Source organism: Actinomadura sp. 7K507 (assembly GCF_004348425.1).
GTDB lineage: Bacteria > Actinomycetota > Actinomycetes > Streptosporangiales > Streptosporangiaceae > Spirillospora.
Window position 1 is genome coordinate 1 of the sequence record NZ_SMKK01000290.1, and the last position, 10,515, is coordinate 10,515.

The window sequence follows — 10,515 nt, forward strand, 5'->3', positions numbered from 1 at the left end:
CTCTACTTCGCCCTCTGCGAGGCCCTCACCAACGCCGTCAAGCACGCGGCGGCCGGCTCCATCGAGCTGAGCGTCCGCCCGGCCGCCGGCGAGGTCGTCGCCGAGGTCCGCGACGACGGCGTCGGCGGCGCCGCCCCGGCCCCGCGCGGCGGCCTCGCCGGCCTGACCGACCGCGTCCGCGCCCTCCGCGGCCACGTCACCGTGGACAGCCCGCCCGGCGAAGGCACCACCCTCAAGATCACCGTCCCCGTCCCCGACCCCTGGTAGTGCGTGTCCAGAACCTTGGCGGTGCCGGTGGCTCAACGCACGGGTGAACGTCGGTGGACACCGCACTAGACGTGGTTCCGGCGCGCGAGGGCCACACCGGCCGACGCGGCGGAGACGCAGCCGATGGCCGCCCACCTCGACAAGGTCAGGTGCTCGTCCAGGACGACGAGGCCCGCCACGGCCCCGGCGGCGGGTTCGAGGCTGACCATCACGGCCACCACCCGCTCGGGCAGCCTGCGCAGTGCCGCCATGTCCAGCGACCAGGGGACGACCGCGGAGAGCACGGCGACGCCGAGCCCGGCGAGCAGGACGTCCGGCCTCGTCGGTACCCCACCGGTCACCGGTGCGAGCGGCACGATCAGGAGCGCCGCGACGACCACCGCCCACGTGAGCGGCGAGCCGCCCAGCGCCCCGGCTCGCTTGTTGAGGACGAGATAGGCCGCCATGCAGGCGCCGGACGCCAGGGCGAGCACGATCCCCGCGGCGGGCAAGGAGGAACCGGACGGGCCGGTCAGCATCAGAACGCCGGTCCCGGCGAGCGCGGCCCACAGCAGGTCCGCAGGGCGGCGCGCCTGCACCAGGGCCAGCGTCAGCGGCCCGAGGAACTGCAGCGTCGAGGCGACTCCCACCGGCAGCCGTTCCATCGCCGGGTAGATGAGCTGCATCCCGGCGATGGCCGCGCCCAGGGCGGCGATCGGCGCGAGGGAGTCGCGGCCGGGCAGGCGGGGACGGTGTAGGAGGAGGATGACGAGCGCCGCGAACGCCAGCCGGAGCGTGACCACGCCCGCGACGCCGGCCGCCGGGAACATCGCCTTGCCGCAGGCCTGGCCCGCCTGGATCGACACCACGCTGCCGAGCACCAGCAGCGGGGCCGGGCCGCGGCGCGGGGCGTCCCGCGCGCCGGCCCCGGAGTCCGGAGGGTCCGTTTCCGCCGACATGCGGCCAGTCTGCGAGGGCATAATCGTTCGGGTCCATCAAAAGATCCCGCATCGATTCATGTTGGATGGCCACATGATCGACCATCGGCTGCAGACGCTCCGGGTGCTGCGGGAGTGCGAGACGGTGACCGCGGCGGCCGAGGCGCTGCACCTCACGCCCTCCACGGTGTCGCAGCAGCTCCGGCAGCTCGCCCGCGACCTCGGCGTCGAACTTCTGGAGCCGCAGGGGCGGCGCGTGCGGCTCACCGCCGCGGCCCACACGGTGCTGCGGCACGCCGACGTCCTGTCCGCCCAGTGGGAGCGCGCCCGCGCGGACCTGGACGGTCACCGGACCGGGACGTCCGGGCAGGTGCGGTTCAGCAGCGTGTCGAGCGCCCTCGCCGCGCTCGTCGCCCCTGCGGCCGCGCGGCTCCGGGAGGACCATCCGGGCCTCGCCGTGCACATGAGCGAGAAGGACAGCGACGACACCGCCCAACTGCTCCTCGGGGGGCACTGCGACATCGCCGTGGTCATCCCGAGCGCGCGGACCCCGGCCTCCGACGACGCCAGGTTCGCGCAATGGCCGGTGCTCGACGAGCCGCAGGATCTGCTCGTCCCGGCCGGCCATCCGCTCGCGGAGGGCGAGACGGCGCTGCTCTCCGACGCGGCGGCCGAGCCGTGGATCGGCTCACCGGACCGGTCCGACCAGCACCGGCTGATGCTCGCCTCCTGCGCGGCGGCCGGCTACGTGCCCCGCATCGCCCACGACGCCAACGAGTGGTTCGCGGTCTCGGCACTCGTCGCCCGCGGCTTCGGCGTCGGCCTGGTGCCCCGGCTGGCGCCGCTGCCGCCACGGGACCAGGTGGTCCGGGTGCCGCTGCGGGGGACGGCGGTGCCGTCGCGGCGCATCATCGCGTGCGTGCGGCGGGGCAGCGACCGGCAGCCGCCCATCGCGCGCGGGCTGGAGGCGCTCCGGGAGGTGGCGGCCGGCCGGGACGGCTAGCCGGCGGAGTCGCGGATGATGGGGAGGAGGTAGCGGCGGGCGAAGTCGCGGGCGCCCTCGTCGTCGAGGGGGATGTGGCCGTCGGGGGTCAGCATGAGGGATTGCGTGAGGCGGATGAGGATCTCGGCGACGACCTCGGGGTCGACGTGCGGCGGGGCGGCGCCGGCGCGCTGCGCGGTGCGCAGCCGGCCGGCCAGGTAGCCGCGGGCGGCGGCCAGCAGCGGGCCCGCCTTGAGCGTGGCGTGCGGGAGGAACAGCTCGGGCTCGACGACCATGAGGCGGGTCATCAGGCGCTGCTCGCGGCTGATGCGCAGGGTCTCGGCGAAGCCCTCGACCAGGCGCTCCTCCAGGGTGGGCAGCGCCGCGACGGCCTCGTCCAGTTCGGCGAAGAAGCGCCGCGCCTCCCGCAGGAGGACGCCCGTGACCAGGTCGCCCTTGGTGGGGAAGCGGCGGTAGATCGTGGCGCGGCCGAGGCCGGACTCGCGGGCGACGTCGTCCATGGTGGTGCGGCGCGGCCCGTAGGTCTCGAACGACCGCAGGGCGGCGTCCAGGATCCGGTCCGTCTGGGGTTCGCTCTCCGGCCTGCCTGTGAGCAGGCTGCGCAGGAGCTCGTCGTCGCTCGTCATCGTGCGGCCGACTCTAGCCGCCCGGCGCGCGGCGGGCCGCGCGCATGGCGCGGGCCGCGATGGGCGAGTAGAGCAGCCGTTCGGGGGTGGCGGCGCCGGCGAGGCGCACGCTCCGCGCGAACATCTCGAAGCGGGCGCGGTCGGCGGACGTCCAGCGCAGCCCGAACCGCTCGCGCAGGACGGGCGGGAGCGTGGCCACGCCCGTCTGGCGCATCAGCCGGGTCGGGGGGAGCATCAGGCCCGTCCAGGCGGCCTTGGGCAGCGGCCATCTCGGGGGCGGCGGAAGCGGCCTGCGGTCGAGCCGGATGAGCAGCCGCACGGTCTCGTTGTCCTCGAGCCGGTTCTCGACCATGTCGTCGAAGTAGTCGCGGAAGGCGGCGGGGGAGTCCGGCAGGTGGCGTTCGGTGATGCCGAGGGCGAGCGCAAGGTCGCGCCACTCCTGGAAGAGCGCCTCCTCCTTGGCGGGCTCCAGAGGGCGGCCGAAGACGCGCTGCGTGTGCAGCATGCCGTGGAAGAGCGTCGCGTGCACCCAGAGGTACGCCTCCGGGTTCAGCGCGTGGTACCGGCGGCCTTCGGCGTCGACGCCCTTGATGTCCTTGTGGATCTCGCGGAGCCGGGCCGCCTCGTCCCTGCCGCGTTCGTCGCCGCGGTAGCCGAGGAAGTTGTTCGCCGACTCCAGGGTGCGCAGCAGGCGTCCCCAGCGGTCCTCCACGAACTCGGAGTGGTCGGCGACGCCCGCGCCCACCACGGGGTGCGCGACTTGCAGCAGCAGCGTCGACCGGCCGGTGAACACACCGCGCCAGTCGCCCGCGTACCGCCAGGTGAGCGAGGACGGCCCGGGGATGGCGCCCGCCGGGCGGCCCGCGGTGCCGTGCTCTTCGCGCGCGGGGGAGGTGGGGGTGTCGAGGCTCGCCATGGGACCTGCCCTCGTGAGACGTTAATACGAAATGCGTATCATCATCTGGCAATGGCGGCAAGGGAACCCATGACGCCGGGGCTCGCGGGCGGTCAGGGTTTGCCGGGCGGTCAGGGTTGGCCGGGCGCGGTCAGGGCCGCGACGGCCGCCTCCTGCGACGGATGGGCGATGAGGTGGCGGTCGAGGCCGCTGCGCTCGATGATGGTGCGGAACCGCCGCCCCGGGCGGGCGAGGACCAGCTCGCCGCCGTCCCGGTGCGCGCTCTTCCAGAGGACGATCAGGGCGTTGAGACCCGAGGAGTCGCAGAAGCCGACCTCACCGACGTCCAGGACCACCCGCGGTGGCCCGTCCAGGTCGCGGATGTCCGCGAGGACGTGCTCGCGCAGCTGGTCGGAGGTGAGGATGGTGAGCTCCCCCTCCGCCTCCACCACCAGGACCGGGGCGTGGCCGTCCCGGACACCGCTGCGTATCCGCAGCGGGTCGGCGGGGACCCTGGCCGGCGGCCCGTCCGGCGGCCCGTCCGCTCCGAGAGACATGCCGATCACCTTCCGTCATCGCAGGAACTTCGCGTACCCGCGAACGCCCAGGTCATGCGCCTTTCGTGCGCGGACCCGGCGGGGAGGGTCAGCGGAGGCGGATGAACTCGATGGCCTCGTCCGCGAGCCGCCCCGCGGGGGGCCCGTAGCGGTCGCGCAGCTCCATCAGGACCCGCTGCCCCCGGACGGCGGGCCAGTCCGCGGGCAGGTGCCCGACGGGCAGCCCGGGATCGGCGCGGACGAGCTGCAGCCACTCGGTGGTCATCCACAGATAGCGGGCGAGGTCGTCGGGGGCGCCGGGCAGCGGATCGGGGCGGTCCCACCGGTCGAGGAACGCGCGGTACCCGGCCGCGAGGCCGTCCAGGTCGAACGCCTCCCGCAGCATCGCGGCGATGTCCGTCGGCTGTTCGGCCTTTCCGGCGAAGACCTTGAGGTGGCCGTTCAGGCCGAGGGCCTCGGCGATCGGGCGGACGTCGACCCGGGACGGCGCGATCCACGTGCCGTTGCCGAGCGACCCGAACCCGGCCCAGGTGAGCCGTGCGCGCAGGTCGTGCCGGACGCGCTGCCACGACTCGGGCATGGAGAACGTGAGCACGGTCCATCGGCCGTCCCAGTCGGTGTTGAGCACCCCGCGCCGCCAGACGCGGTCCTCGCCGTCGTGCAGGATCTCCTCCGACCGGGGGGTGAGCCCGAAGTGCATGCGGCGGCCCGAGCGGTGCCGCATCAGCAGGCCGCGGCCGACCATGCGGGTGAGCGTCGACCGGACGGCGTGCTCGCCGACGTCGAGCCGCGCGAAGGTGTCGATGAAGCTGCCGCTGAACACCGCGATGTCGCGCCCGAGGACGTAGTTGCCGAGGTAGGTCAGCATCAGCGACTGCGGCCGGAGCCTCGTGGACGGCGCGGCCGTACCGTCGCTTGCCTCCTGTGCGTTCACCGGTTCGGCCACCCGTTCGGCTCCCGTCATCCCGCCAGCCTAACGACGGCGGCCGCCGCGCCCGGCCGCCGCTCGGCTTATGTTTGGCAAATCATTGACCGCTGTGAAGAATACGCCTAACTTCGGCCGTACGCCCACCCCCGGGGAGAGGACGGCCCGAATGCGCAACGAAGGACTCGGATCGTGGCCGGCGCGCCGCGCCCGCAAGACCCCCCGGGCGGCCGCCCTCGTCCACGAGGGGCGGACGACCACGTACGGCGCCCTCCTCGGCCGCGTCGCGCGCCTCGCGCACGCGCTGCGCGGCCTCGGGGTCCGGCCCGGCGACCGCGTCGCCTATCTCGGTCCCAACCATCCGTCCTTCCTGGAGACGCTGTTCGCCACCGGCATGGCCGGCGGCGTGTTCGTCCCGCTCAACACCCGGCTCACCGCCCCGGAGATCGCCTACCAGCTGGACGACTCGGGCGCGTCGGTCCTGGTGCACGGGCCGTCCCACGCCGGGCTGGTGGACGCCGTCCGCGGCCGTACCCCGGTCCGGGAGCACATCGCGCTCGACGACCCGGGGGAGCGCGGGTACGAGGTGCTCCTGGCCGCCGCGGACGACGACCCCCTCGACCTGCCCGTCGCGCCCGACGACCCCTGCATGATCATGTACACGTCCGGGACGACCGGGTCTCCGAAGGGCGCGACGCTCACGCACGGCAACATCACCTGGAACGCGGTCAACGTCCTGATCGACCACGACCTGGTGGCGGGCGAGGTGGCGCTGGTGTCCGCGCCGCTGTTCCACACCGCCGGGCTCAACATGCTCACGCTGCCCGTCCTGCTCAAGGGCGGGACGTGCGTGCTGGTCGCCGCGTTCGACCCGGCCGCGACCCTCGATATGATCGCCGAGCACCGGGTCACGTTCATGTTCGGGGTGCCGACGATGTTCCAGCGGGTCGCCCGGGAGCCGGGCTGGGCCGGCGCGGACCTGTCCTCGCTGCGCATCCTGACCTGCGGCGGCGCCCCGGTGCCGCCGTCGCTGATCGAGACCTACCAGAAACGGGGCCTGACGTTCCTGCAGGGATACGGGATGACCGAGGCCGCCCCCGGCACGCTGTTCCTCGACGCCGCGCACGCGGTGTCCAAGGCGGGCTCGGCGGGCGTGCCGCACTTCTTCAGCGACGTGCGCGTCGTCGGCCCCGACATGGCGGACGTGGCGCCCGGTGAGACGGGCGAGATCGTCGTGCAGGGCCCGCACGTCATGCGCGGCTACTGGGGAAGGCCCGGCGACACCGCCGAGGTGCTCGACGGCGGCTGGTTCCGCAGCGGCGACGCGGCCCGCGTCGACGAGGACGGCTACGCCTTCATCGTCGACCGGATCAAGGACATGATCATCTCGGGCGGGGAGAACGTGTACCCGGCCGAGGTGGAGAACGCGATCCTGGCCGATCCCGACGTGCTGGAATGCGCGGTCATCGGCGTCCCGGACGACACGTGGGGCGAGGCCGGCCGCGCCGTCATCGTCCCCCGCCCCGGCGCGGACGTGGACCCCGGCAAGGTCCTGGACGCGCTGGCCGGACGCCTCGCCCGCTACAAGATCCCCAAATCGGCGGTGCTGGCCGCCGAGATCCCCCGCAACGCCGCCGGCAAGATCCTCAAGACGCGGGTGCGGGAGGAGCACGGCATGCCATGACAGCGTCCGGAAAGCGGCCTTCGGCGAGCTCCACCACGGGCTCCACCACGGGCTCCACCACGGGCGGGCGGCCCACCGTCACCAGCCGCGTCCTGGACATCCTGGAGGCGTTCTCCGCCGAGCGCACCGCGCTGAACATCACCCAGATCAGCCGCCACGCCGGGCTGCCGCTGTCCACCGCGCACCGGCTGGTCGGCGAGCTGACTCACTGGGGCGCCCTGGAACGCGACTCCGGCGGCCTGTACCGGATCGGCCTGCGGCTGTTCGAGGTCGCCGCGCTCGCACCCCGCGGGCCCGCGCTGCGCGAGGCCGCGATGCCGTTCCTGGAGGACCTCTACGAGGCGACCCACGAGAACGTCCACCTCGCGGTGCTGGACGGCCTGGAGGTCGTCTACATCGAGCGGATCTCCGCCCGCGACGCCGTGCACGTCCTGTCCCGGGTCGGGGGACGCTGGCCCGCCCACGCGACGGGCGTCGGCCTCGCGATGCTCGCGCACGCGGACACAGCCCTCCAGGAACGGGCCATCGCCGGTCCCCTCCGCCGCTTCACCGACCGGACGATCACGTCCGGCCCCGAGCTGCGCCGCGTCCTCGCCGAGATCCGCCGGACCGGCGTCGCGGTCAGCGACGGCCAGGTCGAGACGTTCGCGCTGTCGGTCGGCGCGCCCGTCTTCGGCCCGGACGACACCGCCGTCGCCGCCGTCGCGATCGTCGTCCCCTCGGAAGGCTGGGAGGCGCGGGCGCTGACGCCCGTCGTGCGCGCGAGCGCCCGGGGCATCTCCCGGGCGCTCGGCGCGCCCCGCGCGCTGCGTCCCCCGGAGACCGCGCTGCACAGCCGCTGACCGCACGGGCGCCGCCAGGCGGTTCTTCCATTGGACGGAATCGGTGTGGTCCCCCTCGCCGCCCCGCCGGGATGGTCGATACACCGACGCCCGACTCTTCGCCCACCGGAGGAACGCCCATGGTCTTCGCACGCAACCAGTGGTACGTGGCCGCCTACAGCCAGGAGGTGGGCGATGGCCTCCTGGCTCGGACCATCTGCGGTGAACCCCTCGTCATGTACCGGACGCGGGCCGGGGAGGCGGTCGCCCTCACCGACCGCTGCGTGCATCGCCGCTTCCCCCTGTCGGAGAGCAGCCGCGACGGCGACAACATCGTCTGCGGCTACCACGGATTCACCTACGCGCCCGACGGGGTGTGCGTCGCCGTGCCGGGGCAGAGCCGCGTCCCGCGCACCGCCCGCGTCCCCGCCTTCCACGTGGTCGAGCAGGACTCGCTCGTCTGGGTGTGGATCGGAGACGGGGAGGGGGACGCGAAGGCCGTCCCGCGCGCTCCCTGGCTGGACTCGGCCGGGTACGTGACCGTCCGCGGCATGGAGCCCCTCGACGCCCGCTACGAGCTGCTCGTCGACAACCTCCTCGACCTGTCCCATGAGACGTACCTGCACGCCGGCTACATCGGCACGCCAGAGGTGGCGCAGACGCCGATCACCACGGAGGTGGACGAGGACGCGGGCGTCATCTATGCAAGCCGCCGTATGAAGGACGTCGAATGCCCGTCCTTCTACGCCGAGTCCACGGGCATCGAGGGCCGCATCGACCGGTGGCAGGACATCGAGTTCCACCCGCCGTGCCTCTACCTCCTGCACAGCCGCATCGCCCCCACAGGCGTCGAGCCCGGCCCGGACGGCGACGACTCCAGGGCGTGCCACGCAGAGATCGTCTACGCCATCACGCCCGAGACCGAGACCACCACGCACGACTTCTGGATGGTCGCCCGCGACTTCGCCCTCGATGACGAGAAGGTCTCGGCGTTCCTCGCGGAGAGCAACCGCACGGTCGTGCTCCAGGACGTCGAGGCGCTGAACATCCTGGAGAAGGTCATCGCCGCCGAGCCGGAGGGGTACCAGGAGCTGTCCATCAACATCGACACCGGCGGCCTGGCGGCCCGCCGCATCCTGCAAAGGCAGATCCTGCAAGGGCCGCCCGCCCGGTGAGCCCCGCCATCTGGGAAGCACGGGCAGCCGCGCGTGGAGTGGTCCCCGGAAATATGTCCACCGACATTACCCCTCAGCAGCTGCGCGACCTTCCGCCCCCGGCCCGCGCTTGACTTGAGTAGGGAAATTCCTCACACACCGACCTGGAGCATTCTGGGCTGCCTGGCGGAGTGGGACGGTTATTCCACACCAAGGGCACGGGTGATCCCTCGCGCGACCACTTCGATGATTCTGGGGACGTAGAAGATGACTGCCACGGCGATCGCAAGTAGCACGAACTGAACGAAGCGGGTGATCTCGCGTGTGAACAGGAAGAAGATCGCGACGATCGACACGATCACCAGGAAGATCGGGCCGAAGATGTTGCGGATCCACTCGGCGAGGTTCGCCGTGTCGGGGTCGCCGGGCGCAGATGAGGGGGCATGCGACAGAACGTCGTGGGACATGTGTATGGCGTGTTCCGCGATCAGTTGCAGCAGCATCGGCAGTGGGCCCTCTCCGGCTTGCGGCCCATCGGTCTGTGGTGCACGGGCCATCCTTCCATGGGCGGGGGTGGGGTCAGTTCTGTATGGAGCCTTGGCGTGCGTTGGCAAGGCGTGTCTCTGGCCTGGTACGAGTGCTGACGATGATGCGCTCACTGACCAGGAGAATGATGAGACCAGTCGTGTAGACGAATGCCGCGGTGAAGCGGACGTCGTGGTTATCGCCCAAGATGAACGCCAAGAGCAAGGGGGGCGTGGCAAGCGCGAGCAGGATCCATCGGGTTCGCACCATCGGATCATTGCGCCAGGTTCGCATGTGGCCTCCTTCGCGTGGCTCTCCAGGTCGGGGGCTAGACCGGCAACCGGCTCGTTGCCCGGCAGCGTCGGACAGACGAGACTGTTTCCTTGCGTGATCAGGATGCGGTCGGTGAGGTATGTGAGTCGTCACGGGGAAAATTCCCAGATAGCGGCCGAGAATGTCAGCTCTGGGTCCTTGGTGGTTTGAGAAGCGTGTTCAGTGGTTAGTATTGCGACTCGACCAAGGCTCGTTACGACACACACGACATCACCCGTGTCGAGCGCGGGCGTCCTGGACTGCCCGGCAGCCATGGCGGCAGTTCGACACGCAGTTGGCTCTGGCGGGTCACCCGGAGTGGGAAGCGCAATTCGCGCGGGCGGAATCGCAACTAGTTCGGTTCTCAGCCAGTCCCCTCGAACGTCTGGTTCACCTTTTAGGGTGGAAACCTGTGGTGGGGCGGTATCCAAGTCCTCCCTTGCGTCGATTCCATTGACGTTAAGTGTGCCGCGCCAACGAACTTTGGGGGAAGAAGTCGGCAACGGGTCGGGAAGGGCTGGCGTTGACTCGGGGGCCGGAGTGGGCGGCGCAGAGGCGGCGACTGAAGTAGGCGGGACGCTTGCCGGGACTGACGATGGTGACACCGCTCCAGTGTTGACCCGGCCGGAATCCCTGTCCAAGATTACGGCTGTGACTGGAACGGTAATGAGTATGGCGGCGATTACGGCCGCGATTATGAGCATGGGAAAACGGGTCCCAGCGCGCCGGCGCGGCTTGCCTGGGGTGACAGGGGCGCCGGAGTGAGGCGGGGGGCTTGGGGCGGAGGCGCGTGGCTGGCCGGTGAGGCGGTCGAGCAGCTCGGGGACGG

The 10,515-nt window shown here is 72.0% G+C and carries 12 protein-coding genes; 5 read left to right on the plus strand and 7 right to left on the minus strand.

Annotated features, from left to right (window positions below):
• The coding region (locus E1285_RS39520; protein WP_347814123.1) for an ATP-binding protein at positions 1 to 267 on the plus strand (267 nt) is incomplete at its 5' end.
• A 65-nt stretch (positions 268 to 332) separates the two neighbouring features.
• Here the strand turns inward: E1285_RS39520 and E1285_RS39525 are convergent.
• Entirely contained in the window at positions 333 to 1,205 is an 873-nt protein-coding gene (locus E1285_RS39525) for an EamA family transporter (RefSeq protein WP_132159726.1), read from the minus strand.
• A gap of 73 nt (positions 1,206 to 1,278) precedes the next feature.
• On the opposite strand from E1285_RS39525, the gene E1285_RS39530 reads away from it, so the two are divergent.
• Positions 1,279 to 2,187, plus strand: coding sequence for a LysR family transcriptional regulator (locus E1285_RS39530; protein ID WP_132159727.1), 909 nt, complete (start codon positions 1,279 to 1,281; stop codon positions 2,185 to 2,187).
• Here the strand turns inward: E1285_RS39530 and E1285_RS39535 are convergent.
• The 4 genes from E1285_RS39535 to E1285_RS39550 all read right to left on the minus strand — a co-directional run bounded on the left by E1285_RS39535 (position 2,184) and on the right by E1285_RS39550 (position 5,229).
• On the minus strand, positions 2,184 to 2,813 hold the full coding sequence (locus E1285_RS39535; RefSeq protein ID WP_132159728.1) for a TetR/AcrR family transcriptional regulator: 630 nt from the start codon (positions 2,811 to 2,813) through the stop codon (positions 2,184 to 2,186). The two genes, E1285_RS39530 and E1285_RS39535, sit on opposite strands and share 4 nt — an antisense overlap.
• 13 nt (positions 2,814 to 2,826) lie before the next feature.
• Positions 2,827 to 3,729: an oxygenase MpaB family protein gene (locus E1285_RS39540; protein ID WP_132159729.1), complete on the minus strand. Its 903-nt coding sequence runs from the start codon at positions 3,727 to 3,729 to the stop codon at positions 2,827 to 2,829.
• A gap of 110 nt (positions 3,730 to 3,839) precedes the next feature.
• Positions 3,840 to 4,265: an STAS domain-containing protein gene (locus tag E1285_RS39545; RefSeq protein ID WP_132159730.1), complete on the minus strand. Its 426-nt coding sequence runs from the start codon at positions 4,263 to 4,265 to the stop codon at positions 3,840 to 3,842.
• A gap of 88 nt (positions 4,266 to 4,353) precedes the next feature.
• Positions 4,354 to 5,229, minus strand: coding sequence for a PaaX family transcriptional regulator C-terminal domain-containing protein (locus E1285_RS39550; protein ID WP_243723372.1), 876 nt, complete (start codon positions 5,227 to 5,229; stop codon positions 4,354 to 4,356).
• 130 nt (positions 5,230 to 5,359) lie between these two features.
• On the opposite strand from E1285_RS39550, the gene E1285_RS39555 reads away from it, so the two are divergent.
• From E1285_RS39555 to E1285_RS39565, 3 genes are all read left to right on the plus strand, one after another.
• Positions 5,360 to 6,874 (plus strand): long-chain fatty acid--CoA ligase, encoded by a 1,515-nt coding sequence (locus tag E1285_RS39555; protein WP_132159731.1) that lies wholly within the window; start codon positions 5,360 to 5,362, stop codon positions 6,872 to 6,874.
• Complete coding sequence (locus E1285_RS39560) at positions 6,871 to 7,716, plus strand: IclR family transcriptional regulator (protein WP_132159732.1); 846 nt, start codon at positions 6,871 to 6,873, stop codon at positions 7,714 to 7,716. Before E1285_RS39555 ends, E1285_RS39560 begins: the two co-directional genes overlap by 4 nt.
• Positions 7,717 to 7,835: 119 nt before the next feature.
• Entirely contained in the window at positions 7,836 to 8,870 is a 1,035-nt protein-coding gene (locus E1285_RS39565) for an aromatic ring-hydroxylating dioxygenase subunit alpha (protein ID WP_132159733.1), read from the plus strand.
• A 179-nt stretch (positions 8,871 to 9,049) separates the two neighbouring features.
• Here the strand turns inward: E1285_RS39565 and E1285_RS39570 are convergent, their stop codons facing one another.
• Both E1285_RS39570 and E1285_RS39575 read right to left on the minus strand, forming a co-directional pair.
• Positions 9,050 to 9,316: a hypothetical protein gene (locus E1285_RS39570; protein ID WP_132159736.1), complete on the minus strand. Its 267-nt coding sequence runs from the start codon at positions 9,314 to 9,316 to the stop codon at positions 9,050 to 9,052.
• A gap of 112 nt (positions 9,317 to 9,428) precedes the next feature.
• Positions 9,429 to 9,668: a hypothetical protein gene (locus E1285_RS39575; protein WP_132159734.1), complete on the minus strand. Its 240-nt coding sequence runs from the start codon at positions 9,666 to 9,668 to the stop codon at positions 9,429 to 9,431.
• Between the last annotated feature and the right edge of the window lie 847 nt (positions 9,669 to 10,515).

What these genes read in the sequence shown, in the direction of transcription:
- E1285_RS39525 (WP_132159726.1), bottom strand. Translation starts at nt 1,205, where the DNA reads ATGTCGGCGGAAACGGACCCTCCGGACTCCGGGGCCGGCGCGCGGGAC.
- E1285_RS39530 (WP_132159727.1), top strand. Translation starts at nt 1,279, where the DNA reads ATGATCGACCATCGGCTGCAGACGCTCCGGGTGCTGCGGGAGTGCGAG.
- E1285_RS39535 (WP_132159728.1), bottom strand. Translation starts at nt 2,813, where the DNA reads ATGACGAGCGACGACGAGCTCCTGCGCAGCCTGCTCACAGGCAGGCCG.
- E1285_RS39540 (WP_132159729.1), bottom strand. Translation starts at nt 3,729, where the DNA reads ATGGCGAGCCTCGACACCCCCACCTCCCCCGCGCGCGAAGAGCACGGC.
- E1285_RS39545 (WP_132159730.1), bottom strand. Translation starts at nt 4,265, where the DNA reads ATGTCTCTCGGAGCGGACGGGCCGCCGGACGGGCCGCCGGCCAGGGTC.
- E1285_RS39550 (WP_243723372.1), bottom strand. Translation starts at nt 5,229, where the DNA reads ATGACGGGAGCCGAACGGGTGGCCGAACCGGTGAACGCACAGGAGGCA.
- E1285_RS39555 (WP_132159731.1), top strand. Translation starts at nt 5,360, where the DNA reads ATGCGCAACGAAGGACTCGGATCGTGGCCGGCGCGCCGCGCCCGCAAG.
- E1285_RS39560 (WP_132159732.1), top strand. Translation starts at nt 6,871, where the DNA reads ATGACAGCGTCCGGAAAGCGGCCTTCGGCGAGCTCCACCACGGGCTCC.
- E1285_RS39565 (WP_132159733.1), top strand. Translation starts at nt 7,836, where the DNA reads ATGGTCTTCGCACGCAACCAGTGGTACGTGGCCGCCTACAGCCAGGAG.
- E1285_RS39570 (WP_132159736.1), bottom strand. Translation starts at nt 9,316, where the DNA reads ATGTCCCACGACGTTCTGTCGCATGCCCCCTCATCTGCGCCCGGCGAC.
- E1285_RS39575 (WP_132159734.1), bottom strand. Translation starts at nt 9,668, where the DNA reads ATGCGAACCTGGCGCAATGATCCGATGGTGCGAACCCGATGGATCCTG.